This is a genomic window from Streptomyces sp. NPDC005820, from assembly GCF_040630255.1.
In the GTDB taxonomy this organism is placed as follows: domain Bacteria; phylum Actinomycetota; class Actinomycetes; order Streptomycetales; family Streptomycetaceae; genus Streptomyces.
The window spans coordinates 16,071-38,410 of sequence record NZ_JBEXXE010000071.1 but is presented as its reverse complement, the minus strand read 5'-3'; the positions used below and the strand labels follow the sequence as shown (position 1 = coordinate 38,410).

Genomic DNA, 22,340 nt, shown 5'->3' with positions numbered 1-22,340 from the left:
CCTTGACGCCGCAGGTCTTGGCCCAGTTCAGCAGCCGTGTGAGGGCGTGCCGTACCTGGGCGTCGCGGTGATCCCGGGTACCGGACAGGTCGTAGCAGAAGCGGCGGGGATGGCCGATCGGGTTGCCATGGATGTCGAGGCGCCATGCGGCGAGGTGGTCGGCGTTGGTGTCCACGCCGATCACGCCATCGGCGAGGGCGGCATCGAGCGGGATGGTCTTGGTGGGTGGGATCTGCCAGGAGGCGTCCATGTGCCAGCGCCCGCGCTCCGTGTCGTGGTGGATGCGGTAGGCCACGGCCCGGTTGGCCTCCACGCGGTCGGCCCATTCCTGTCCCCGGTAAGGGAACCGCACCTGCGCGGCGAGGACGTACCGGCCATGCCTGGCGTTGGACAGGCCGGCGAGCGGGGTCGGGAGTTTGATCGACACTTCACCTTGGGGCGTGATGCGGATCGTCTCGTTGCCGAACCTTTTCCCCGACTCTCCGTCCGCTTTCAAAAACCAGCGCCCGGCTTCCCATTGGTTACGCCACTGGGCCTCGGTGAGCTGCGCCGTGCCGAGGTGGTGGCGGGTGCCGAGCAGACGTTTGCCGCCACGCACGACATGCACCCGGCCCGCTTCGAAGTCGGCCCGGACCTTTTTGAGCCGGTCCTCCAGCACATGCAGCCGTCGCGTCTTGTTGAACCACTCGTGGGCGCAGCGGTAGCCGCCCGGAGCCCGCCTGGTGCCTTTCTGGCCGACTGGCAGCGACAGCCGGTGCCGGATCGTCGTGATACCGGCTTCGAGGGACCGCACGTGTGCGGCCTGGCCGCGCCGGGCGAGCGCCCACTGGTCATGCGTGGCCTTCGTGATCGACCCGGCCCACCTGGACGACGACTCGGCCGTAAGGTCCCTCTTACGGCCCGCCCATGACTCGGTGGAGTGCTCCAGGCCGTCCGTGCAACGCGCTTTGAGGTCCTTCGAGGCAAGCGAGCCCAGGTGCGCCCCCACCAAGCGCAGAACCTTCTCATCCCCGGGCGTGAGGTCCTTCAGCCGGGTACGTACCGCCACACCGGTCGGGCCGAGGGCGACGAACGGTGCGGCGACCGGGCGGAGGTCAGCCATGTTCGGCGGCTTCCAGTGCCTTGCGGGCTCGGTTCTTCGCCGACCTGCGCCCGTACAGGCGGGCGCAGAACGAGGTCAGCACCTCCACCATGTCCCGCACCAGATCGTCTTCGACCTCCCCGTCGTCCAGCACCAGCAGACAACGGCCCGTCGCGGACAGGGCGGCCTCGACAAGCTCGACGTTCATCCGGCCCAGCCGGTCCTTGTGCTCCACCACCACGCAGGTCACGTGCGGGTCGGCCAGCAGACGCCGGGCCCTGGAACGGCAGCCGTTCATCCCGGAAGCGATCTCCGCCTCAACACGAACGACTCGGTGACCGGCCTTCACCGCCCACGCCGACAGCCGAGCGACCTGGCGTTGCAGATCGGCCTTCTGATCGTGCGAGGAGACGCGGGCATACAAGCCCAGACCACCGATGGCCTCGGACCTGGTGTTCGCGTCGATGTTCACCAGGATCGTGCGTGGCCCGACCCGCCGAGCCGGTACGGGCAACGTCCCCTCATGGAACCAGCGATACGCGGTCTGCGGATGCACGCCCTGCGTCTTCGCCCATTCCGTCAGATTCACACCCTGACAACGACACTCACTCATGCATGGTTACGCCCACTTATCCGACTTCGCGGACCAGCAGGTGAAGACCCCCACGGGCGCCCCGCCGATCACCTCGGCCCCGGCGTCCCGGACGATCACGGTCTCGTCGAACTCCGGCACGAACAGCGACATCTTCGAACCCCCTGTGGATGGTGTGGAACCGCTCAGACGGCGAACAGCAGTCCGGCGCTGACCAGGACGATCACGGCGGTGGCGAAGTGGATCCCGAAGGCGACGGCCCTCGTTCCACCGTTGCGCAGCACTATCAGCGTGTCGCACAGCGGCACGACGGCCACGGCGACCATGAACCAGGCCTCGGCACGGGCACCGACGAAGGCGAGCAGGACCAGGCCCACGAGGCCGAGGGTGCCGTCCCGCACGCCCTTGATCGAGAGGTAGGCCCCGGCGTCCCCCTCGGGGCGGGCGGGGACGCCGTAGCCGGTGGCGGCCGGGCCCGGCTGGAACAGGAACCGGTAGCCGAGGAACACGCAGAACAGGTCGAGTACGACGGCCAGGGTGTACGCGGTGACGGTCACGTCATCTCCCATTGACTGGTGGCTGGGCTGTTGCTGTGGCGGTTGCTGTGGCTGTTGCGCGTCGCTAGCAGCGCTAGCGGCAAGAGCGAAGCTATCAGAGCATCGACAGATTGACTAGCGCTGCTAGAATTCCTGGCATGTCGATCCAGACGCGCCGAGAGCGCGAACGAGCGGAGCGCGAGCGGCTGATCGTCACGGCCGCGCGCGAACTGGCGGAGACCGAGGGCTGGGACGCGGTGACGACGCGCCGGCTGGCGGCCGAGATCGAGTACAGCCAGCCGGTCCTCTACAGCCACTTCAAGGGCAAGGACGCGATCATGGCGGCGGTCGCTCTGGAGGGCTTCGCTGAGATGGCGACGGAGCTGAGGGCGGCGCGGCAGGCGGCGGAGGGGGCGGGTGCGCGGGCCGCGCTGGCGGCGGTGAGTGAGGCGTACACGGCGTTCGCGCGGCGGCGGCCGGCTCTGTACGACGCGATGTTCACCCACGCCGTGGACCTGCCGTTCGCCACCCTGGATGCCCCGGCCCCGCTGTGGGCGGCCTACGGCGAGCTGTCGGCGGCCGTCGAGCCGATCGCGGCCGCCGGCGACGACCCCGGCATCCTGACGGAGACGTACTGGGCAGGCCTGCACGGCCTGATCACCCTGACCCGCAGCGGCCGCCTACCGGAACACGCCCACACCGCCCGCCTGCAACTGCTGACCGGCCACTTCGCGGCGAGGGTCGCCTGAGGGGTCGCACAGGCGGGCCTAAGCCGCCTGCGGAAGGCCGGTGCGCGGAGCGGCCGGGAGGAGGCCGCCGACGGCGGGTGCGCCCCACGGGAAACGCCCGCCCCCCGAGTCGGCCTGCACGGGCGGGTGGGAAATGTCGTGACCGGCGGCCGCCGACGGACGGACGCCCCCGCGGGAAACGCCACGCCCTCCAGTCGGCCTGCACGGGTGGGCGGATGGGCTAGTCGTCGGTGGCGGCAGCCGGGAGCGCGGCCGCCGGCCGCTGCCACCCCCGCGACCCCCGCGCCCGCAGCCACGCCGTCGTCTCCTCGGGCGGCATAGCGGCAGCCACCAGCCACCCCTGCACCGCGTCACAGCCCAGATCCCGCAGCCGTTCCCACGTCTCGTCGTCCTCGACGCCCTCCGCGACCACCAGCAGCCCCAGGGAATGCGCGAGATCGACCGTGCACCGCACGATCTCCGCGTCCTCGGTGTCCACCGCCAGCCGCGCCACGAAGGAACGGTCGATCTTCAGCTCGCTCACGGGAAGCCGCCGTAGATGCACCAGCGAGGAGTACCCCGTCCCGAAGTCGTCCAGGGACATCTTCACGCCGTGCCCGGTCAGCCCGTTCAGCGTGTCCGCCGCCCGCTGCGGATCCTCCAGCAGCACATGCTCGGTTATCTCCAGTTGGAGCGCTCCCGCGGGCACTCCGTGCCGGGCGAGCCGCGCCGCGACGGACCCGGCGAACCCGGGCGTGTGGACGTCGCGCGGCGAGACGTTCACCGCGACCGGCACGAACAGCCCCTGCGCCCGCCACCGGGCGACCTGTCCGAGCGCCGTCTCCAGCACGTACTCCGTGAGATGCGGCATCAGCCCGGACGACTCGGCGATCGCTATGAACTCGTCCGGCGGCACCTTCCCCCGCTCCGGATGCACCCACCGCACCAACGCCTCGAGCCCCGCCACCTGCCCGTCGAAGCGGACCTTCGGCTGGTAGTGCAACTGCACCTCGTGCGCGTCCAGCGCCCGCCGCAGATCGCCCAGCAGCCCGAGCCGGTCGGGGGTGTTGGAGTCCCGCTTGGACTCGTACACCTCGACGCCCGTACGGTCCCGCTTGGCCTGGTACATCGCCACGTCGGCCCGCCGCAGCATGCCCTCCGCGTCGAGGGCGTGGTCGGGGAAGACGGCGACGCCCGCGCTGGCCTCCAGGACGAGGGTGAGTCCGTCGAGGTCGAGCGGCGAGCTGAGGGCGGAGACCAGTGCGCGGGCGACCCGGGTCGCGGAGGTCGTGGAGTCGGCGACGGGGAGTAAGACGGCGAACTCGTCCCCGCCCAGCCGGGCGACCTCCGCCCCGCGCGGCAGGGCCAACCGCAGCCGTTCGGCTATCTGGAGGAGGAGCCGGTCGCCGGCGAGATGCCCGAGGGTGTCGTTGACGGAACGGAAGCGGTCGAGGTCGATCAGCATCAGTGCGGACCGGGCGCCGATGCGCTCGGCGTCGTCCAGGGCGGTCCAGATGCGTTCCAGCAGCCACTGCCGGTTGGGCAGCCCGGTCAGCGGGTCGCGCAACTGCTCCTCGGCGCGCGCCCGGGCCATCCAGAGCGTGGAGTCGAGGGCGACGAGCGGGATCGCGAACAGGGGCAGCAGGATCGGTTTGGCAATGGCGACCACGCAGACCAGCGGGGCGATGCCGAGCAGCGCCACCGCGACCAGGCCCTGCCGGACCAGGGCGGTGCGGGCGACCGTGGGCAGTCCGCCGGAGCGCGGGGCGTGCAGGTACCAGAGCAGGACGCGGGTGACGGAGAGATAGGCGACGGCCACCAGCGCCACCTGGGGGCCGGTGTAGACGGTCCAGCCGTCCGGGTACCAGGGGTGTTCGACGGACGGCACCCGTCCGCACGCGGCCAGCAGCAGGGCGCCCGCGCCGATGCCGAGGATGTCCACCGCGCCGTGCAGGACGCCCTGCCGCCAGCGGTGGCGCCTGGCTATGCCGACCAGGACGACGACGGTGAGGCTGACCAGGCCGGCCGGTACCCAGCCGTACAGCAGCAGGACGGCGAGGGTGAGGGCGGCGCCGGAGCCGGTGCCGCCCCACCAGCGGGCGCGGCCGAGCATGACCAGGTGGCCGACGATGACACCGGTCAGCAGGGCCAGCGACCAGCCGGCCGTGCCGGAGGGGAAGAGGGCGTGGTTGTCGGTGAAGGCGCGATAGAAGCCGGCGCCGAGGGCGAAGGCGGCCGCGCCGACGACCGCGGCGGGCAGCGCGGGCCAGGACAGCTGGCGGTCGGGTTCGGCGCCGGGCAGCCCCGAACTCGCGGACAGCGCCGAGGTGCCGGGCAGCACGGAGGCCGCGGAGAAGACGGAGGCCCCGGGAAGCGCGGAGGCCCCGGACCGGCCCGAGGTGCCGATCAGGCCGGACGCACCGGGCGGCGCCGGGGGCCGGGCCGGGGCGGAGGGCCTGGGCGGACCGGCGGCGGGCCCGGCCGGTGGTGCAGCGGACAGCCCGGCGGCGGGCCCGGCCGGTGGTGCAGCGGACAGCCCGGAGGCGGATCCGGCCGGTGGTGCCGCGGGGAACCCGGAGGCGGATCCGGCCGGTGGTGCCGCGGGGAACCCGGAGGCGGGCCCGGTGGGAAGTCTCGTGGGCAACCCCGCGGCGGGCCCGGCGGAAGGTTCCGCGGGCAGCCCGGCGGCGGGCCCGGCGGGACGTTCCGTGGGGGCGCGGAGGTCGGGGGTGGTGCGCGGGGGGTGTGCCTCCGCGCCCGGATGTCGCCCGGACCGCCCCACCCAGCGGCTCCCCCACCTGACGCCGGCGTCCCGGAGCCGGCGCAGCCGGGAGTCCGGGGCGGCGCTCTCGGTCGGTTCCATTCCCGTCCCTCTCACAACCGGCGGTGCCCACGCCACGCGGCCCGCTGCCCGACAACGGCGCCGCGTTGGAAAGCCCTTCTCCCCGCCCTTCAGGAGCGGAGAGATGCCCCGACCGCAGCTGGGCACGGCAGGCGCACGCCTCAACAGTAGGCCGCAGAAGGCTTCCACGGGCAGCGGTCGTCGACGGTTGCCCGAATGCGCCCCGGCCACCCGTATGCATCTGGTATGCGCCGATCGGGTGGCCTTCAACCGCCGGTCCGGACTACTCCCCGGTCGACTCCTCCGCCGGAAGGGCGACTTCGGCGGCCGCGTCCGGGCCCTGTTCGAGCAGGACGGTGAAGCCGTCCTCGTTCAGCACGGGCACCTTGAGCTGCATCGCCTTGTCGTACTTGGACCCCGGGCTGTCGCCCACGACGACGAACGAGGTCTTCTTGGACACCGAACCGGTGACCTTCGCGCCCCGGCTCTGCAGCGCGTCCTTGGCGCCGTCGCGGGTGAAGTGTTCGAGCGTGCCGGTCACGACGACCGTCAGGCCTTCGAGGGGACGGGGGCCTTCGTCCTCGCCGGAGCCCTCCTCCTCCATCCGTACACCGGCGGCCTTCCACTTGCGGATGATCTCCTGGTGCCAGTCCTCGGCGAACCACTCCTTGAGCGAGGCCGCGATGATCGAGCCCACGCCGTCGGTGGCGGCCAGTTCCGCCTCGCTCGCCTGCTCGATGCGGTCGATGGAGCGGAACTCGCGCGCGAGCGCCTCGGCCGCGACCGGGCCCACATGACGGATCGACAGCCCGGTGAGGACCCGGGCGAGGGGGCGGTCCTTGGCGGCGGCGATGTTCTCCAGCATCGCCAGCGCGTTCTTCCGGGCCTCGCCCTGCTGGTTGGCGAAGACGGTGGCGATCTTCTCCTCGCCGGTCTTCGGGTCGCGCTTGGGCAGCCCGCTGTCCTGGTCGAGGACGTACGCCTTGATGGGCAGCAGTTGCTCGATGGTGAGGTCGAAGAGGTCGCCCTCGTCGAGAAGCGGCGGGTCGGCGGGCTCCAGCGGCTTGGTGAGGGCGGCCGCCGCCACGTACCCGAACTGCTCGATGTCGAGCGCCTTGCGGCCCGCGAGGTAGAACAGCCGCTCGCGCAACTGGGCCGGGCAGGTGCGGGCGTTGGGGCAGCGCAGATCGATGTCGCCCTCCTTCATCGGCCTGAGCGGCGTACCGCACTCCGGGCACTCGGCCGGCATCACGAACTCCCGCTCGGTGCCGTCCCTGAGGTCGGCGACCGGGCCGAGGATCTCGGGGATGACGTCACCGGCCTTGCGCAGCACCACGGTGTCGCCGATGAGGACGCCCTTGGCCTTCACGACCTCCTGGTTGTGCAGGGTCGCGAACTCGACCTCTGAGCCCGCCACCGTCACCGGCTCGACCTGCGCGTACGGCGTCACCCGGCCCGTACGGCCCACGCCCACGCGGATGTTGACGAGCTTGGTGTTGACCTCCTCCGGCGCGTACTTGTACGCGATGGCCCAGCGCGGGGCGCGGGCCGTGGAGCCGAGCCGGCCCTGGAGCCGGATCTCGTCGAGTTTGACGACGACCCCGTCGATCTCGTGCTCCACGGAGTGGCGGTTCTCGCCGTAGTACGCGATGAACTGCCGTACGCCGTTCAGGTCGCCGACGACCCGGTTGTGCGTGGAGGTGGGCAGGCCCCAGCCCTTGAGGAGGTCGTAGGCCTCGGAGAGGCGGCCCATGCCCTCGTAGCCCTCCAGGGCGCCGATGCCGTGGACCACCATGTGCAGCGGGCGGGTGGCGGTGACCCGCGGGTCCTTCTGGCGCAGTGAACCGGCCGCCGCGTTGCGCGGGTTGGCGAAGGGCTTGTCGCCGGCCGCGACCAGCCGGGCGTTGAGCTCCTCGAACTGCTCCATCGGGAAGTAGACCTCGCCGCGGATCTCCACGAGCGTGGGCACCCCGTCGCCCGCCAGCCGGTCGGGGATCTCGGCGATGGTGCGCACGTTGGGCGTGATGTCCTCGCCGGTGCGGCCGTCGCCGCGGGTCGCCGCGCGCGTGAGGCGGCCGTTCTCATACGTCAGGTTGACGGCGAGGCCGTCGACCTTGAGCTCGCACAGGAAGTGGTACGCGGAGGCGCCGACGTCCTTGTGGACGCGCTCGGCCCAGGCGGCCAGCTCCAGGTCGTCGAAGGCGTTGTCCAGGGAGAGCATGCGCTCGCGGTGCTGGACGGCCGTGAAATCGGTCTCGTACGCCCCCGCGACCTTCTGGGTCGGCGAGTCAGGCGTGCGCAGCTCGGGATACTCCTGCTCCAGCGCCTCCAGGGCGCGCAGCAGGCGGTCGAACTCCGCGTCGCTGATGACGGGAGCGTCCTTCACGTAGTAGCGGAAGCGGTGCTCCTCGATCTGCTCAGCGAGCTGCGCGTGCTGCTCCCGTGCCTCGGCGGGCACCGTCGTCTCCGCTTGCTTGTCGCCGGCCACCGTGTGGTCCTCCCGTTACTCTGGGTTGTCCGCGAGGGATCTCGCCGCCCGGACGCAGTGGGCGAGGGCCCGTCGGGCGTACGCGGGAGAGGCTCCCGCGAGTCCGCAGGCCGGTGTGAGCGTGACCGCCTCCGTGAGTAGCCCCGGTTGCAGCCCCAGCCTGCGCCACAGCGTCCGTACACCCATGACGCTACCGGCAGGGTCTGACAATGCGGCGTCCGTGCCGGGCACGACACCGGCGAACAGCCGGGTGCCGCCCTCCACCGCTTCCCCGATCGCCTCTTCGTCACGCTCGGTGAGCAGCGAGAAGTCGAAGGAGATCCCGGCGACCCCGGCCCGGCGCAGCAGGGCGAAGGGCACGTCCGGGGCACAGGAGTGGACCACCACGGGACCGCCCCCGTGCGCCCCGCTCCCGTGTACCCCGGCCACGTCCCGGAGCGTGGCCTCCACGAGCTGGCGGTCGACGGCGCGGTGGGTGCGGTAGCCGCTGGCGGTCCGCACCCGGCCGGTCAGGACGGAGGTGAGGGAGGGTTCGTCGAGCTGGAGGACGAGCCGTGCGCCGGGAATGCGCCGCTGGACCTCGGCGAGGTGCAGTCGCAGGCCCTCGGCCAGCGAGGCGGCCAGGTCGCGGCAGGCGCCGGCGTCGGAGAGGGCGGCCTCGCCGTTCCTCAGTTCCAGGGCGGCTGCGAGCGTCCAGGGGCCGACGGCCTGGACCTTGAGCGGGCCCTCGTAGTCCTGGGTGAACTCCTCGAGGGCGTCGAGGTCCTCGCCGAGCCAGGAGCGGGCCCGCTTGGTGTCCCGGCCCGGGTGGTCGCCGAGCCGCCAGCCGCTGGGCTCCACGCGCGCGTACAGCTCGACGAGCATCCCCGCCGTCCGGCCGATCATGTCCGCGCCGGGGCCGCGGGCCGGGAGTTCGGGCAGGAAGGGGAAGTCCTCGAAGGAGCCGGTGGCGGTCTTGGCCGCCTCCCGGGCGTCGCCGCCGGGGAGCGAGCCGACGCCGGTGGCGGGGCCGTAGGGCGAAGTTGCGTTCACGTGGCGAAGCCTACGGAAGGTCAGCGGCCCGGCCGTACCGTCAGGTCGTTGACCTCGGCGTCCCTCGGCAGGTCGAGCGCCATCAGGATCGTCGTGGCCACCGACTCGGGGTCGATCCAGTCGGCGGGGTCGTACTCCTTGCCCTCCTGCTGGTGCACCTTGGCCTGCATGGGGCTGGCGGTGCGGCCGGGGTAGACGGAGGTGACGCGGACGCCGTTGCCGTGCTCCTCGCCCCGAAGGGCGTCGGCGAGGGCCTTGAGGCCGTGCTTGGAGGCGGCGTACGCGGACCAGTCGGCGCTCGCCCTCAGACCGGCGCCGGAGTTCACGAACAGCACGTGCCCGCGCGTGGCCCGCAGTTGGGGCAGGAAGTGGCGGGTCAGCTCGGCGGGGGCGATGAGGTTGACGTCGAGCTGGTGGCGCCAGGCCTTGGGGGTCAGCTCGCCGACCGGGCCCAGGTCGACCACTCCGGCGATGTGCAGCAGGGAGTCGACCCGGTCCGGGAGCGACTGGTGGGAGAAGGCCCAGCTCAGCCGGTCGGGGTCGGCGAGGTCGCCGACGAGGGTGCGGGCGCCGGGGAACTCGGCCGCGAGTTCCTTCGCGCGGCCCGCGTCGCGCGCGTGGAGCACGAGGTCGTCCCCGCGCGCGTGCAGACGGCGGGCGACGGCCGCGCCGATGCCGGAGCCCGCTCCGGTGATCACATGGGTAGCCATGCCCGCCATGCTCGCATCACTGCGCGCCCGTACTCGCCTCCAGGTAGGCGAGCGCCCCCACCGGCTCCTCCGCGAAGAACACCAGGTCGGTCAGCGGGCGCGGCAGGAATCCCTCGTCGTCCATGCGCCGGAACTGTGTCTTGAGTCCGTCGTAGAAGCCGGCGGTGTTCAGCAGCACGACCGGCTTGTCGGTGTGGCCGTGCTTCTTCAGCTCCAGGATCTCGGTGGCCTCGTCGAGGGTGCCCGTCCCGCCGACCATCACCACCACGGCGTCGGCCTTCTCCAGCAGCAGCTTCTTGCGCTCGGCCAGGTCCTTCGCGATCACCATCTCGTCTGCGCCCGGCCGGGCCTTGGCGGCGAGGAAGGTCACCGACACCCCGCACAGCCGCCCGCCGCTCTCCTGCACCCCGTCGGCGACGACCTTCATCAGGCCCGAGTCGGAGCCACCCCACACGAGGGTGTGCCCGCCCTTGCCGAGCAGTTCCGCGAACTCGCGCGCGGGTCGCGTGTAACGGTCGTCGAGATCGGCGGCGGAGAGGAAGACACAAATACGCATGCCGTCACCGTACGCGGGAAGAACGGGGGGCCCGCGAGCGCTTTTCCGGTATGACCGAAGGACACACGATCACCATCGAGCAGGGCACCGACCACATCAGGGTCGTCCACGGTAGCCACGTACTGGCCGAGACCGACCGGCCCCTCGTGCTGCGGGAGACCGGCTGCCCGGTGCGGTACTACATCCCCGTGGCGGACGTCCGCATGGACCTGCTGACCCCGTCCGACACCCGCACCTACTGTCCCTTCAAGGGCACCGCGTCCTACTGGTCGCTGCCCGACGCCCCCGACCTCGTGTGGTCGTATCCCGACCCCAAGCCCGATGTCGCCGCGATCGGGAACCACCTCTGCTTCTACGAAGTCGAAGTGTCGTAGGCCGATGACCGCCGTGCCGTGCGGCAGTCTGCTCTGACATGGACAAGAAGACCATTTCGCGCGACGGCACCGAACTCGCGTACGCCCGGGCCGGACAGGGTCCCGCGGTCATCCTGGTGAGCGGGGCGATGTCCACGGGCGGCACCGTGGCGCCCCTGGGCGGGCTGCTCGCCCGCCGCTGCACGGTCCTCCGGTACGACCGGCGGGGCCGCGGCGGGAGCGGTGACACGGCGCCGTTCGCGGTGGAACGCGAGGTGGAGGACCTGGCCGCGCTGATCGAGGTGGCGGGCGGCGAGGCCTCGCTGTACGGCATCTCCTCGGGCGGGGCGCTGGTGCTGCGGGCGGCGGCGAGCGGGCTGCCGGTGCGGCGGGTGGCCGTCTACGAGACGCCGTACGCGGACGACGAGGAGGCGGTGCGGGGCCGCGCCGAGTACACCGCGCGGCTGACCGAGGCGCTGGCGCAGGGGCGGCAGGGGGATGCCGTGGAGCTGTTCCTGCGGCTGACGGGGCTGGCCGAGGAGATGATCCAGCGGGCCCGCCAGTCGCCCATGTGGGCCGGTATGGAGGCGATCGCGCCGACCCTCGCCTACGACGACGCGGTGATGGCCGGTGGCCGGGTCCCACGGGAGCTGCTGGCCGGCGTCGGTGTACCGGTGCTCGCGGTGGCGGGCGGGGACAGCCCCGCCTGGATGCGTGAAGCCACGCGCGCGGTGGCGGAGGCGGCGCCGCAGGGGACGTACCGCCTCCTGGAGGACCAGACCCACATGGTCGATCCGAACGTCCTCGCGCCCGTGCTGGCGGAGTTCTTCAGCCAATAGCGGCGCGATTTCCTGCAGTCAGTAGAGGCGCGACCGGGAGGGTCAGGCCACCTCGGCCGTCGCCCGGACCGTCGAGGCGATCGTCGCCGAGCCCACCACGCGCGTGCCGTCGTACAGGACGATCGCCTGGCCGGGGGCCACGCCGCGGACCGGCTCGGTGAACGTCACCCGCAGCTCGCCGTCCACGGGCTCCGCCGTCACCTCGGTCTCGCCGCCGTGGGCGCGCAGCTGGGCGGTGTAGGTGCCGGGGGCGGTGGGGGCCGCTCCGCACCAGCGCGGCCTGATCGCCGTGAGCGCGCTCACGTCGAGGGAGGCGGCCGGGCCGACCGTCACGGTGTTGTTCACCGGGGAGATGTCGAGGACGTAGCGCGGCTTGCCGTCGGGGGCCGGGGTGCCGATGCGCAGGCCCTTGCGCTGGCCGATGGTGAAGCCGTACGCGCCCTCGTGGGTGCCGATCTTCGCTCCCGCCTCGTCGACGATGTCGCCCTCGGCCCGGCCGAGGCGGCCCGCGAGGAAGCCCTGGGTGTCGCCGTCGGCGATGAAGCAGATGTCGTGGGAGTCGGGCTTCTTGGCGACCGCGAGGCCCCTGCGCTCGGCCTCCGCGCGGATCTCGTCCTTGGTGGTGAGGGTGTCGCCGAGGGGGAAGAGCGCGTGGGCGAGCTGCTTCTCGTCCAGGACGCCGAGGACGTACGACTGGTCCTTCGCCATGTCGGAGGCGCGGTGCAGCTCGCGGCTGCCGTCCTCGCGCACGATCACCTTCGCGTAGTGGCCCGTGCAGACCGCGTCGAAGCCGAGGGCCAGGGCCTTGTCGAGGAGCGCCGCGAACTTGATCTTCTCGTTGCAGCGCAGGCAGGGGTTGGGGGTGCGGCCGGCCTCGTACTCGGCGACGAAGTCCTCGACGACGTCCTCGCGGAAGCGGTCGGCGAGGTCCCAGACGTAGAACGGGATGCCGATCACGTCGGCGGCGCGGCGGGCGTCGCGGGAGTCCTCGATGGTGCAGCAGCCGCGCGCGCCCGTGCGGAAGGACTGCGGGTTCGCGGAGAGCGCGAGATGGACGCCGGTGACGTCGTGGCCGGCTTCCGCGGCGCGGGCGGCGGCGACGGCGGAGTCGACCCCGCCGGACATGGCGGCGAGTACGCGGAGGGGGCGGGGGCGCTGCGAGGTCTCAGTCATAACCCTTCCAGGGTACGGGGCGCGGGGAACCGGGGCCCGCGAGTATCCGTTGACGATCACGAAGGGCGAGAAAGGGCGCGCAATGGAGGCGAGAGGGACGGACGCCGACCGGCGGATCGGGCGGCGGGCGCTGCTGATCGGCGGTGCGGTGGCCGCAGTGGGTTCGGCGGTGCTGGCGCGCGAGGAGCTGGCGCATCTGTACTGGCGGCTGCCGGGGGTGCGCAGGGCGCGGGTGGAGGGCGCGGTGGATTTCGGGGGCGCGCGCTGGGTGGCGGCCTCGGAGGCGAACTTCCGCTGGGCGGACCGGCCGGACGACTACGGCGTCGACATGGTGGTCATCCATGTCACGCAGGGTGATCTCGCCAGCGCGGTGCAGGCGTTCGAGGACCCGGGGCACCGGGCGGCGGCGCACTACATCGTCGGCCAGGACGGCAGCGTCACCCAGATGATCCGTGAGCTGGACGTGGCCTACCACGCGGGCAACCGGTCGTACAACGAGCGCAGTGTCGGCATCGAGCACGAGGGGTTCGTGGACCGGCCGAAGGACTTCACCGACGCGATGTACGAGGCGTCCGCGCGGCTGACCGCCCGGGTCTGCGAGCGGTACGGAATCCCCGTCGACCGGGAGCACATCATCGGGCATGTCGAGGTGCCGGGGACGGACCACACCGACCCCGGTGAGCACTGGGACTGGGACCGGTACCTGAAGCTCGTCAAAACGGCGCGAACCGCGTCCACCTGACCTCTGGCGTGACGCAGCTCACATGTTCTCAGAATCGTGAACGATTCGTGAGCGCCGCCCGTCCGATGTGTCCCGCACCGCGATCCTGACCTGCGGCACGCCAACTTGGCTTTTTTTCAGGGGAATTGAAGATCCAAAAGCATTATTAAGGCTGCACAGCGAACAGAGCTGACTCCTAACTTGGGCTCAGTCTTCACATAGGCCTTAGCCCAAAGCTCCACGGCCATGACCCACACCACAGACCCCGCTTCCGGAGCGGGCGAGCAGAGCACGGGTGCCCACGCGAGGAGCGGCCGGGCCGCCAAGGGCGAGCACACGAAGGAGACGAGGGGCCGGGGCGGCAAGGGCCTGCACCGGCGGAAGTTCCTCAGCGGGATGGCGGGCGTCGGCTTCGGCGCGGTCGGCGCGGCGGGCATCGGCTTCTCGCTGCTGACCGGCGGCAACAGCAACAAGGCTTCCGCGGCCACGGAAGCCACCGGCACCCTGAACATCCCGGACCTGCTGGAGACCACCACCACCGACGGCGCCACCACCTACACCCTGACCGCGCAGACCGGCACCAGCGAGGTGATCAGCGGCGTCACCAGCACCACCGCCGGCTACAACGGCTCGTACCTCGGCCCCACCATGAAGTGGACCAAGGGCGACACGGTCCTGCTGAACATCACCAACGACCTGGGCGACGACACCACCGTCCACTTCCACGGCGCCCACATCCCGCCCAAGATGGACGGCGGCCCGCAGAACGCCTTCGCCGACGGCGAGACCTGGTCGCCCACCTTCGAGGTCCTCGACGAGGCCAAGACCCTCTGGTACCACCCGCACGCCCTCGGCACCACGGCCGAGCAGGTCGTCCACGGTCTGGCCGGCATGATCATCGTCGAGGACGACTCGGACGTCTCGGCCGCGCTGCCGAGCGAGTACGGCGTCGACGACATCCCGATCATCCTGCAGTGCCTGGCCGTCGACACCAGCGGCGACATCAAGTACGAGGCCACCGGGTACCGCAGCTCCACCACCACCTTCCCGGTGCTGGTCAACGGCACCAACGTCGACTCGACCACCCTCGGCTTCACCGCCACCAAGACGCGCACCCGCTTCCGCGTCCTGAACGCCTCCCCCGCCGACATCATGACCGTCCAGCGCAGCGACGGCGGGACCCTCACCCAGATCGCCACCGACCAGGGGTACCTCACCGAGGCCGCCGAGGTGACCACGATCCGCCTGGTGGCCGGCGCCCGTGCCGAGTTCGTGCTCGACCTGGAGGACGCCGTCACGCTCCAGGCCGTGGTCACGACCGGCTGGATCCGCGGCGGAAGCGGCACGTACGACTTCCTCACCGTGACCCCGGAGGCCTCGGACACGCCCGACGACCTGCCGAGCGCGCTCAACACGATCACCCGGTACGACACGAGCGACTTCACCGCGCGGACGATCACCCTCGGCCAGAGCGGCGCGACCATGCTGATCAACGGCTCGGCCGGCACCAGCATGTCCTCGATGGCGATGATCAGCACCACGCTGGACGCCGAGGAGGTCTGGACGATCAAGAACAGCACGCAGCTGGAGCACTCCTTCCATCTGCACGACGTGCCGTTCCAGCTGATCGAGATCAACGGCGAGGAGCCCACCGGGGTCAACCTCGGCTGGTACGACACCTATGAGGTGGTCGGCGGCGGCTCCATCAAGATCGCGATGAAGTTCACCGACTTCACCGACGACACGTACATGTACATGCTCCACTGCCATCTGCTCCAGCACGAGGACGAGGGCATGATGGCGGCCCTCATGGTCACGGAGAGCTAGACCCTTCGGCCCTGCCCCTCAAGCAGGCTGCCGCCGGCAGTGGAAGTGCCGGCGGCAGCCCCTGACCCAGCGCACCTGGGCCAGGTTCATGGTGGTGGCGGTGGCTAGCAGGTTCCTTTGAAGACGTCGACCTGTCCGGCACCGCTGTTCGCCACCACGAGGTCGCGGACGCCGTCGCCGTCCAGGTCGGCCGCCGTGGCGTCGTAGGCGCCGGAAGCGGACAGGTCGGCGAGCGCCGTGAGCCGGCCGCTCGCCCCGCCCTGGAAGAGGGCGACGGAATTGCCCTTCAGGGAGGAGACCATGACGTCCGTGACACCGTCGCCGTCGAGGTCGGCGGCGCCCACCGCGACCGGCAGTCCGGAGGTGGTGTAGGTGGTGGCCGTACCGAAGGTGCCGTCGCCGTCGCCCAGCAGTACGTCCAGGGAGTTGGCCCCGTTGCTCACGGTGGCCAGGTCGAGGGTGCCGTTCCCGTCGAAGTCGCCCTCGGCGAGGGAGTAGAGGCGGGAGGTGGCGGCGTACGAGGTCGCGGCGCCGAGCGCTCCCGTGCCGTCGCCGAGCAGCACGCTCACCCCGGCGCTCCCCACGCTCGCGGTGGCCACGTCCGCCGCGCCGTCGCCGTCGAAGTCGCCGACGACCACTCCGTGCGGCTGGCTGCCGGTGGCGGTCTGCCCGCGGTCCTCGAACGTGCCGTCGCCCCGGCCGAGCAGCACACGCACCGTGCTCGGCCCCTGCTCGGCGACCACGAGATCGGGCCGGCCGTCGCCGTCGAGGTCTCCGGTGGCCAGGGCCCGCGGGGAGGCGCCGACGTCGATCGCCGAGGCGGTGCCGAAGGTTCCGTCACCGGTGTTCAGGAGCACGCTGACCTGGGCGCCGCCGAAGTCGGTGGTCGCGAGGTCGAGGTGTCCGTCGCCGTCGAAGTCGCCGACCACGGTCTGGTACGGGCGGGTGCCGACGGGGTAGGTGGTGCCCTCGGCGAAGGACCCGTCACCGGCGCCGAGCAGCACGGTCACCGAGTCCGCGTCGAGGTTGGTGCCGACCACGTCCTGGATGCCGTCGCCGTCCAGGTCGGCGGTGACGACGTGCCGGGTCTGCGCGGCGGCCGTCCCGGAGGTGTCGAGCAGGTCGTACGAGAGAGCGCCCGCGCAGGCGGAGTTCGCGCTTGCGGCGTCGACGGCGGCGGCCGCCGGGGCCACGGGCAGGGCGCCCACGAGGAGCAGTGCGGCCACGGCGAGCGGGGATCGACGCGGGGTGACGCGGCGTTCGTGCGATGACTCGACGGTCATGGGGCGGCCTTCTGTCGACAGCAGCGGGGGGAACCTGCACCGGAAGGTAGCCGAATAGTCGCCCACTGTCGACACCTGATGGCCATATTGACAGGTGACCGCCAGCCGCCGCCCAGATTCACGCCGAGTGTCGACACTAAACGCCGCCGGGGCGGCCCTGGCGGCGTTACGTCAGCCCCGCCGCCCGGGCCCGTTCCACCACCGGTCCGATGACCTTGGCGAGCGCCTCCACATCGGCCTCGGTGCTGGTGTGCCCGAGGGAGAAGCGCAGGGTGCCGCGGGCCAGGTCGGGGTCGGTGCCGGTGGCGAGCAGGACATGGCTGGGCTGGGCGACGCCGGCCGTGCAGGCGGAGCCGGTGGAGCACTCGATGCCCTGGGCGTCGAGCAGCAGGAGCAGGGAGTCGCCCTCGCAGCCCGGGAAGGTGAAGTGCGCGTTGGCCGGAAGCCGGCCGCCCGGCGCCGGGTCGCCGCCGAGGATCGCGTCCGGGACGGCCGTACGGACCGCGGCGACCAGGGAGTCGCGCAGGGCGCCGATCTCACGGGCGAACCACTCGCGCTGTTCGGCGGCGAGCCGGCCGGCGACGGCGAAGGAGGCGACCGCGGGGACGTCGAGGGTGCCGGAGCGCACATGCCGCTCCTGGCCGCCGCCGTGCAGGACGGGGACGGGGGTGTACTCGCGGCCGAGGAGCAGGGCGCCGATGCCGTACGGGCCGCCGATCTTGTGACCGGAGACGGTCATCGCGGCGAGGCCGGAGGCGGCGAAGTCGACCGGGACCTGACCGAAGGCCTGGACCGCGTCCGCGTGCAGCGGGACACCGAACTCGGCTGCCACGTCGGCGAGTTCGCGGACCGGCATGACCGTGCCGATCTCGTTGTTCGCCCACATGACGGTGACGAGGGCGACGTCGTCGGGGTCGCGGGCGAGGGCCTCGCGCAGGGCGTCGGGGTGGACCCGGCCGTACGCGTCGACGGGGAGGTACTCGATCCGGGCGCCCTCGTGCTCGCCGAGCCAGTGCACGGCGTCGAGGACCGCGTGGTGCTCGACGGGGCTGGCCAGCACCCGGGTGCGGGCCGGGTCGGCGTCATGGCGTGACCAGTACAGCCCCTTGACGGCGAGGTTGTCGGCCTCGGTGCCGCCGGAGGTGAGGACGACCTCGCTGGGGCGGGCGCCGAGCGCCTCCGCGAGGGTCTCGCGGGCCTCCTCGACCGTCCGTCTCGCCCGTCGGCCGGATGCGTGGAGGGAGGAGGCATTGCCGGTGATGCTCAGGTGCGCGCTGAGTGCCTCGACCGCCTCCGGGAGCATCGGGGTGGTCGCGGCGTGGTCGAGGTATGCCATGGTGGCCACGATTCTACGGGGCGCCGTGGACGGACCTCGTGTCAAGGTCGGCCGAGGGTACGGCCGGCCCTAGAAGCCCCAGGACACCGACGCGTCCGCCTGCATGAACGCCAGCAGGATCAGCAGGTCGCCGACGCCGAGAGCGAGGCCCAGCCAGGCCCGGCCGCGGCGGGAGGTGCCGCGGATCAGCGCCAGTGAGGCGAGGACGATGGCGATGGGGCCGAGGAAGAGGTTCAGGACCAGCAGGCCCAGCAGACCGAGGATGAAGGACGCCACGGCCATGCCGTCGGTGTCGCGGACGCCGGTGGTGCGGGTGGCGCGGCCTGTGGCCGGTGCGGTGAGGTGCATGTCGGTTCAGCTCCTGTCGGACGGTGCCGGTCAGCGGGTGGAGGCGCGACGGCGGGCGTGACGCTCGCGCAGCGCGAAGACGCCGAGCCAGACGACGATCACGGCGGCGATGGCGAGCGAGAGGTCGAGCGGCGCGTGGGCCACGGTGCCCATGACGACACCGAGCAGCAGCAGGGCGGCTACGAGGAACAGCACGGGATCGGATCCCCCTCCGGGAAGACTGGATGGAACAGCCGGGTGAACGACTGGGTGAACATCTGGGTGAACAGTTGTGGTTACAGTTGTTCACTGACTTTGAGTCTAGCGTGTCCCGCGGCTTTCCAATTCCGGAGAACAGTTGTTAACTGGATGACATGAGTCACACCCTCGGCATCCGGCAGGCCCAGAAGCAGAAGACCCGGCAGGCGCTCCTGGACGCCGCGCTCGGGCTCTTGGAGGAGCAGAGCCTGAGCAGCCTGGGCCTGCGCGAGGTCACCCGCGCCGTCGGGGTCGCCCCGACCGCCTTCTACCGGCACTTCCGCTCCACCGCGGATCTCGGCGTGGCCCTGGTCGAGGAGGCGCTGGGCAGCCTCCACCCGATGATCCGCCGGACCGTGGCGGGCGCGGAGTCGAGCGACGAGCGCATCACCCGGGCCGTGGAGTTGATAGAGAGCCATGTGACCGCGTACCCCGCGCATGTCCGTTTCATCGCCCGGGAACGGCACGGCGGAGTCCAGCCGGTGCGCCAGGCGATCCAGGAGCAACTGGGCCGGTTCGTCGAGGAGGTGCGGGACGAGCTGGCCAAGGACCCCGAGGCGCGGGGCTGGAGCGACGACGACCTGCTGATGCTGTCGCACCTGTACGTCGACCAGATGCTCATCACGGCCTCGCTCTTCCTGGAGGCCCTGGAGGCGGCGCCGGAGGAACGGGAGCGCGTCGCCCTGCGCGCGGCCCGTCAGATGCGGCTCATCGGCATCGGCCGCCACCACTGGCTCGACTGAGCCCCGGGGCGCACAAAGGCGGCGCGCCCGTTCCCGGGTGCGCCGCCGCTGTCGCTGTCGTACGTCAGCCCTGCTGCTGGGCCTGCTGCCCCTGACCGCCGCCCTGCTGGCCGCCGCCGGGGCCGCCGCAGCCGCCGCCCTGACCGCCGCCGGGGCCGCCCTGACCACCGCCGGGCGCGCCGCTCGGCATGCCGGAGGGGACGCCGGTGGGCGTGCCGGTCGGGGCGCCCGTCGGCTGGCCGGAGGCCGCGCCGGACGGGGCGCCGGAGGGAGCGCCGCTCGGCGCGGCACCGGTCGGCATGCCGGACGGCGCCTGGCAGTTCTGGCTCTGGCCGGAGCTGCCGCTGGAGGACGAGGAGTCGCCGGAACCGCAGGCGACCAGGGCGAGGGGCGAGAGCGCCAACAGGGCCACCGCCGGGACGAGACGCACACGCTTCATGAGAGACAGCTCCAAGCACGATGAGGGAGTCCTGAGATGCGGGCACTCAACCAACGGCGGCTGAGGCTTCCTTGGGCCCGCTCTGTCCGCTGCCTGTCAATGAGGTAAAACGCACCTCAAGAAAACGCGCTGACCTGGTGGTTCGTCGCTGCTGACCCGTCAGTACGCTGGTACAGCTCCGTGACAGAAGCCGCCGCCGCACGCAGTTCCTCGCGTACCTCCGGCGGGGAGAGGACCTCCACCCGGTCGGTGAACGCGAGGAGTTGACGGGCCGCGGGAAGGGACGGGTACGACAGCCGGGCGGTCACCCACGCACCCTCACCGCCCTCCTCCTCCGGGAGTTCGACGAGCGCCGGGGCGTTCAGGCGCAGGAACATGTCGAGCCGGTCGCGCCGGACCCGGACGGTGACGTCGACTCCGGCGGGGCGCTCCTCGACCCGGCGGCGCAGCACCTCCCAGGCGTCGGCGAGTTCGACGCCCGGCCGCCGCCGTACGGGATCGTCCAGCACCTTCGCCGAGCGCACCCGGTCGGCGCGGAACAGCCGGGGCTCTCCGCGCCGGTCGGCGACCAGGTACCAGACGCCCGCCTTGGCCACGAGCCCGTACGGGTCGACGGTGTGGGTGGTGGGCTCGGCGTCGCCGCTGTGGCGGTAGCGCAGCCGCAGTCGCCGGTCGGCGAAGACCGCGTCCTGCAGGGTTTCGAGGTCGACGGCCGGCTGGGGGCCGCCCTTCCAGCGGGTGGCGTCGACCAGGATCCGGCGGCTGGTCACCTCGGCGGCGGGGCGGTGCGGCGCGGGCAGCGCCGCCATGACCTTGCGCAGCGCGGAGCCGAGGGCCGCGTCCAGGCCGAGGGCGGTGTGCGCGCCCTGGGCGGCCAGGATGAACAGGGCACGGGACTCGTCGGCGGTGAGGCCGGTGACGTCCGTACGGAAGCCGGGGAGCAGCTCGATGCCGCCGTGCCGTCCGCGTTCGGCGTAGACGGGGACACCGGAGGCGGACAGGGCCTCGATGTCCCGGTAGATCGTGCGCACCGACACCTCGAGGCGTTCGGCGAGTTCGGGGGCGGGGACCCGGCCGCGGGTCTGCAGGAGCAGCAGGATCGACAGGAGACGGTCGGACTTCACCGCACCAGGATCCCAAAAAATGTTGACGGAAGGTGTCAGGTTATTGGTCCAGCATCCGGGCCGTACCCGTTCCGCCGAGGAAAGGCCACGCCTGTGAGCACCACCGACCCCCGCCCTGTCTACAACCGCGCGATCGAGCAGGCCGCCGCGCTCGTCCGGACCGTGCGGCCCGAGCAGCTCGACGGTCCGACCCCCTGTGCCGAGTTCGACGTACGGACGCTGCTGAGCCACATCGTGGGCGGCACCCGGCGGGTCGCGATCATCGGCGAGGGCGGCGACGGGCTCGCCGAACCGTCGTTCATCGAGGGCGTCGCGGACGACGGCTGGGCGGAGGCCTACGACGAGGTGCGGACCCGGGTCCTCAAGGCCTGGGAGAGCGAGGACCGGATGGCGGCGCCGGTCCGGGTGCCGTGGGGCGAGGTGCCCGGCCACGCGGCCCTCTCCGGATTCGTCATGGAGGTCGTGACCCACACCTGGGACCTCGCCGAGTCCCTCGGCCACCCTCTCGCACTCGACCCGGAACTGGCGGAGTTCGCCCTCGCGGCCGGTCACCGCAACCTGCCCGAGCCGGACCGCGACGCCCGCACCCCCTTCGGCTCGGCCCGCCCGGCCCCCGAGGGAGCGGACGCCTACACCCGACTGGCGGCCTGGCTGGGCCGGGAGCCGCTCGGCCGGGTCTGAGGCTCCTCCGTTCGGGTCGGGAGGTCACCGGGGGGCGGCCGGTGCGGGAAGTCTTTCGTGCAGCACCCCTCCGCGAAAGAGAGAAGGCGCACGCCATGACCGACCCCCGCCCGCTGTACCGCCGGGCCACCGCCCAGGCGGCCGAGCTCATCGCGACCGTACGGCCGGAGCAGTTGTCCGGCCCCACGCCGTGCACCGAGTACGACGTCCGCACCCTGCTCAGTCACATCGTGGGCGGCACGCACCGGATCGCGGTGTGCGGGGAGCGGGGCGACGGGCTCGACGTGCGGATGTTCGTGGACGGTGTGCCGGACGACGGCTGGCCCGGGGCGTACGACGAGATGCGGACCCGGGTGCTGGCGGCCTGGGCGGGCGACGCGCGGATGGCGGAGCCGGTGCGGGTGCCATGGGGTGAGATCCCGGGCCGGGACGCCCTCTCCGCGTATGTCATGGAGATCGTGGCGCACACCTGGGATCTCTCCGAGAGCCTGGGACGGCCGAGGGCGCTCGACCCGGAACTGGCCGCGTACGCCCTGGCGGCGGCGCACGAGGCCCTCCCCGACGGCCCCCGCGAGGACCGCCCGTTCAAACCCGCGCTCCCGGCGCCCGCGGGCGCCGACGACTACACCCGGCTGGCGGCCTGGCTGGGCCGGGAGCCGCTCGGCTAGATC

24 protein-coding genes are annotated in these 22,340 nt (G+C 72.0%); 8 read left to right on the top strand and 16 right to left on the bottom strand.

Features of this window, described 5'->3' with window-relative positions; translation table 11 throughout:
- From ABZ464_RS48290 to ABZ464_RS48275, 4 genes are all read right to left on the bottom strand, one after another.
- The coding region (locus ABZ464_RS48290) for an IS200/IS605 family accessory protein TnpB-related protein (protein WP_359288633.1) at nt 1-1,102 on the bottom strand (1,102 nt) is incomplete at its 3' end.
- Nucleotides 1,095-1,670 (bottom strand): IS607 family transposase, encoded by a 576-nt coding sequence (locus ABZ464_RS48285; RefSeq protein ID WP_359288631.1) that lies wholly within the window; start codon nt 1,668-1,670, stop codon nt 1,095-1,097. The genes ABZ464_RS48285 and ABZ464_RS48290, both read right to left, overlap by 8 nt.
- A 30-nt stretch (nt 1,671-1,700) precedes the next feature.
- Nucleotides 1,701-1,826 carry a hypothetical protein gene (locus ABZ464_RS48280; RefSeq protein ID WP_359288628.1) on the bottom strand — a complete coding sequence of 42 codons (126 nt, stop codon included), beginning with the start codon at nt 1,824-1,826 and terminating at the stop codon, nt 1,701-1,703.
- Nucleotides 1,827-1,858: 32 nt separating this feature from the next.
- Nucleotides 1,859-2,230, bottom strand: a complete 372-nt coding sequence (locus tag ABZ464_RS48275; RefSeq protein ID WP_359288626.1) for a DUF4267 domain-containing protein — start codon at nt 2,228-2,230, stop codon at nt 1,859-1,861.
- Nucleotides 2,231-2,367: 137 nt separating this feature from the next.
- Here ABZ464_RS48275 and ABZ464_RS48270 point away from each other — a divergent pair, with 137 nt between their 5' ends.
- Nucleotides 2,368-2,958 (top strand): TetR/AcrR family transcriptional regulator, encoded by a 591-nt coding sequence (locus tag ABZ464_RS48270; RefSeq protein WP_359288624.1) that lies wholly within the window; start codon nt 2,368-2,370, stop codon nt 2,956-2,958.
- A 220-nt stretch (nt 2,959-3,178) separates the two neighbouring features.
- On the opposite strand, the gene ABZ464_RS48265 is transcribed toward ABZ464_RS48270, so the two are convergent.
- The 5 genes from ABZ464_RS48265 to ABZ464_RS48245 all read right to left on the bottom strand — a co-directional run bounded on the left by ABZ464_RS48265 (nt 3,179) and on the right by ABZ464_RS48245 (nt 10,565).
- On the bottom strand, nt 3,179-5,800 hold the full coding sequence (locus ABZ464_RS48265) for an EAL domain-containing protein (RefSeq protein ID WP_359288622.1): 2,622 nt from the start codon (nt 5,798-5,800) through the stop codon (nt 3,179-3,181).
- Between the two features lie 262 nt (nt 5,801-6,062).
- Entirely contained in the window at nt 6,063-8,267 is a 2,205-nt protein-coding gene (ligA, locus tag ABZ464_RS48260) for an NAD-dependent DNA ligase LigA (protein ID WP_359288620.1), read from the bottom strand.
- A 15-nt stretch (nt 8,268-8,282) separates the two neighbouring features.
- On the bottom strand, nt 8,283-9,299 hold the full coding sequence (locus ABZ464_RS48255) for a methionine synthase (RefSeq protein ID WP_359288618.1): 1,017 nt from the start codon (nt 9,297-9,299) through the stop codon (nt 8,283-8,285).
- A 20-nt stretch (nt 9,300-9,319) separates the two neighbouring features.
- The gene (locus ABZ464_RS48250) at nt 9,320-10,018 is read right to left on the bottom strand and encodes an SDR family oxidoreductase (RefSeq protein WP_359288616.1); all 699 of its coding nucleotides are present in this window, start codon (nt 10,016-10,018) and stop codon (nt 9,320-9,322) included.
- 7 nt (nt 10,019-10,025) lie between these two features.
- Nucleotides 10,026-10,565, bottom strand: coding sequence for a TIGR00730 family Rossman fold protein (locus ABZ464_RS48245; RefSeq protein WP_359288614.1), 540 nt, complete (start codon nt 10,563-10,565; stop codon nt 10,026-10,028).
- A gap of 50 nt (nt 10,566-10,615) precedes the next feature.
- Here ABZ464_RS48245 and ABZ464_RS48240 point away from each other — a divergent pair, with 50 nt between their 5' ends.
- Together ABZ464_RS48240 and ABZ464_RS48235 are read left to right on the top strand one after the other, a co-directional pair.
- Nucleotides 10,616-10,939 carry a DUF427 domain-containing protein gene (locus ABZ464_RS48240; RefSeq protein ID WP_359288612.1) on the top strand — a complete coding sequence of 108 codons (324 nt, stop codon included), beginning with the start codon at nt 10,616-10,618 and terminating at the stop codon, nt 10,937-10,939.
- Between the two features lie 38 nt (nt 10,940-10,977).
- Nucleotides 10,978-11,757 carry an alpha/beta hydrolase gene (locus ABZ464_RS48235; RefSeq protein WP_359288610.1) on the top strand — a complete coding sequence of 260 codons (780 nt, stop codon included), beginning with the start codon at nt 10,978-10,980 and terminating at the stop codon, nt 11,755-11,757.
- Between the two features lie 42 nt (nt 11,758-11,799).
- Here ABZ464_RS48235 and mnmA read toward each other — a convergent pair whose 3' ends face one another.
- Entirely contained in the window at nt 11,800-12,930 is a 1,131-nt protein-coding gene (mnmA, locus tag ABZ464_RS48230; protein WP_359288608.1) for a tRNA 2-thiouridine(34) synthase MnmA, read from the bottom strand.
- Between the two features lie 82 nt (nt 12,931-13,012).
- Here mnmA and ABZ464_RS48225 point away from each other — a divergent pair, with 82 nt between their 5' ends.
- A complete protein-coding gene (locus tag ABZ464_RS48225; RefSeq protein ID WP_359288606.1) occupies nt 13,013-13,672 on the top strand; it encodes a peptidoglycan recognition family protein in 660 nt (219 codons plus the stop codon).
- A 225-nt stretch (nt 13,673-13,897) separates the two neighbouring features.
- On the top strand, nt 13,898-15,478 hold the full coding sequence (locus tag ABZ464_RS48220) for a multicopper oxidase domain-containing protein (protein ID WP_359288604.1): 1,581 nt from the start codon (nt 13,898-13,900) through the stop codon (nt 15,476-15,478).
- 104 nt (nt 15,479-15,582) lie between these two features.
- Here ABZ464_RS48220 and ABZ464_RS48215 read toward each other — a convergent pair whose 3' ends face one another.
- The 4 genes from ABZ464_RS48215 to ABZ464_RS48200 all read right to left on the bottom strand — a co-directional run bounded on the left by ABZ464_RS48215 (nt 15,583) and on the right by ABZ464_RS48200 (nt 18,640).
- Complete coding sequence (locus tag ABZ464_RS48215) at nt 15,583-16,761, bottom strand: VCBS repeat-containing protein (protein ID WP_359288602.1); 1,179 nt, start codon at nt 16,759-16,761, stop codon at nt 15,583-15,585.
- Between the two features lie 166 nt (nt 16,762-16,927).
- Nucleotides 16,928-18,097, bottom strand: a complete 1,170-nt coding sequence (locus ABZ464_RS48210; RefSeq protein WP_359288600.1) for a cysteine desulfurase family protein — start codon at nt 18,095-18,097, stop codon at nt 16,928-16,930.
- Nucleotides 18,098-18,166: 69 nt separating this feature from the next.
- The gene (locus tag ABZ464_RS48205) at nt 18,167-18,445 is read right to left on the bottom strand and encodes a DUF4190 domain-containing protein (protein WP_359288598.1); all 279 of its coding nucleotides are present in this window, start codon (nt 18,443-18,445) and stop codon (nt 18,167-18,169) included.
- 30 nt (nt 18,446-18,475) lie between these two features.
- Nucleotides 18,476-18,640, bottom strand: coding sequence for a hypothetical protein (locus ABZ464_RS48200; protein WP_359288596.1), 165 nt, complete (start codon nt 18,638-18,640; stop codon nt 18,476-18,478).
- A gap of 158 nt (nt 18,641-18,798) precedes the next feature.
- On the opposite strand from ABZ464_RS48200, the gene ABZ464_RS48195 reads away from it, so the two are divergent.
- Nucleotides 18,799-19,425 carry a TetR family transcriptional regulator gene (locus ABZ464_RS48195; RefSeq protein ID WP_359288594.1) on the top strand — a complete coding sequence of 209 codons (627 nt, stop codon included), beginning with the start codon at nt 18,799-18,801 and terminating at the stop codon, nt 19,423-19,425.
- A 64-nt stretch (nt 19,426-19,489) separates the two neighbouring features.
- Here the strand turns inward: ABZ464_RS48195 and ABZ464_RS48190 are convergent, their stop codons facing one another.
- Together ABZ464_RS48190 and ABZ464_RS48185 are read right to left on the bottom strand one after the other, a co-directional pair.
- The gene (locus tag ABZ464_RS48190; protein WP_359288592.1) at nt 19,490-19,864 is read right to left on the bottom strand and encodes a hypothetical protein; all 375 of its coding nucleotides are present in this window, start codon (nt 19,862-19,864) and stop codon (nt 19,490-19,492) included.
- A 116-nt stretch (nt 19,865-19,980) separates the two neighbouring features.
- A complete protein-coding gene (locus ABZ464_RS48185; RefSeq protein ID WP_359288590.1) occupies nt 19,981-20,988 on the bottom strand; it encodes a YafY family protein in 1,008 nt (335 codons plus the stop codon).
- Nucleotides 20,989-21,081: 93 nt separating this feature from the next.
- Here ABZ464_RS48185 and ABZ464_RS48180 point away from each other — a divergent pair, with 93 nt between their 5' ends.
- Entirely contained in the window at nt 21,082-21,669 is a 588-nt protein-coding gene (locus tag ABZ464_RS48180; RefSeq protein ID WP_359288588.1) for a TIGR03086 family metal-binding protein, read from the top strand.
- A gap of 95 nt (nt 21,670-21,764) precedes the next feature.
- Nucleotides 21,765-22,337, top strand: a complete 573-nt coding sequence (locus ABZ464_RS48175) for a TIGR03086 family metal-binding protein (protein ID WP_359288586.1) — start codon at nt 21,765-21,767, stop codon at nt 22,335-22,337.
- The last annotated feature ends 3 nt before the right edge of the window (nt 22,338-22,340 follow it).

Coding starts and splice junctions, on each gene's coding strand:
- ABZ464_RS48280 (WP_359288628.1), bottom strand. CDS start 1,826: ATGTCGCTGTTCGTGCCGGAGTTCGACGAGACCGTGATCGTCCGGGAC.
- ABZ464_RS48215 (WP_359288602.1), bottom strand. CDS start 16,761: ATGACCGTCGAGTCATCGCACGAACGCCGCGTCACCCCGCGTCGATCC.
- ABZ464_RS48265 (WP_359288622.1), bottom strand. CDS start 5,800: ATGGAACCGACCGAGAGCGCCGCCCCGGACTCCCGGCTGCGCCGGCTC.
- ABZ464_RS48270 (WP_359288624.1), top strand. CDS start 2,368: ATGTCGATCCAGACGCGCCGAGAGCGCGAACGAGCGGAGCGCGAGCGG.
- ABZ464_RS48250 (WP_359288616.1), bottom strand. CDS start 10,018: ATGGCGGGCATGGCTACCCATGTGATCACCGGAGCGGGCTCCGGCATC.
- ABZ464_RS48220 (WP_359288604.1), top strand. CDS start 13,898: ATGACCCACACCACAGACCCCGCTTCCGGAGCGGGCGAGCAGAGCACG.
- ABZ464_RS48205 (WP_359288598.1), bottom strand. CDS start 18,445: ATGCACCTCACCGCACCGGCCACAGGCCGCGCCACCCGCACCACCGGC.
- ABZ464_RS48190 (WP_359288592.1), bottom strand. CDS start 19,864: ATGAAGCGTGTGCGTCTCGTCCCGGCGGTGGCCCTGTTGGCGCTCTCG.
- ABZ464_RS48235 (WP_359288610.1), top strand. CDS start 10,978: ATGGACAAGAAGACCATTTCGCGCGACGGCACCGAACTCGCGTACGCC.
- ABZ464_RS48175 (WP_359288586.1), top strand. CDS start 21,765: ATGACCGACCCCCGCCCGCTGTACCGCCGGGCCACCGCCCAGGCGGCC.
- ABZ464_RS48210 (WP_359288600.1), bottom strand. CDS start 18,097: ATGGCATACCTCGACCACGCCGCGACCACCCCGATGCTCCCGGAGGCG.
- mnmA (WP_359288608.1), bottom strand. CDS start 12,930: ATGACTGAGACCTCGCAGCGCCCCCGCCCCCTCCGCGTACTCGCCGCC.
- ABZ464_RS48245 (WP_359288614.1), bottom strand. CDS start 10,565: ATGCGTATTTGTGTCTTCCTCTCCGCCGCCGATCTCGACGACCGTTAC.
- ABZ464_RS48225 (WP_359288606.1), top strand. CDS start 13,013: ATGGAGGCGAGAGGGACGGACGCCGACCGGCGGATCGGGCGGCGGGCG.
- ABZ464_RS48195 (WP_359288594.1), top strand. CDS start 18,799: ATGAGTCACACCCTCGGCATCCGGCAGGCCCAGAAGCAGAAGACCCGG.
- ABZ464_RS48240 (WP_359288612.1), top strand. CDS start 10,616: ATGACCGAAGGACACACGATCACCATCGAGCAGGGCACCGACCACATC.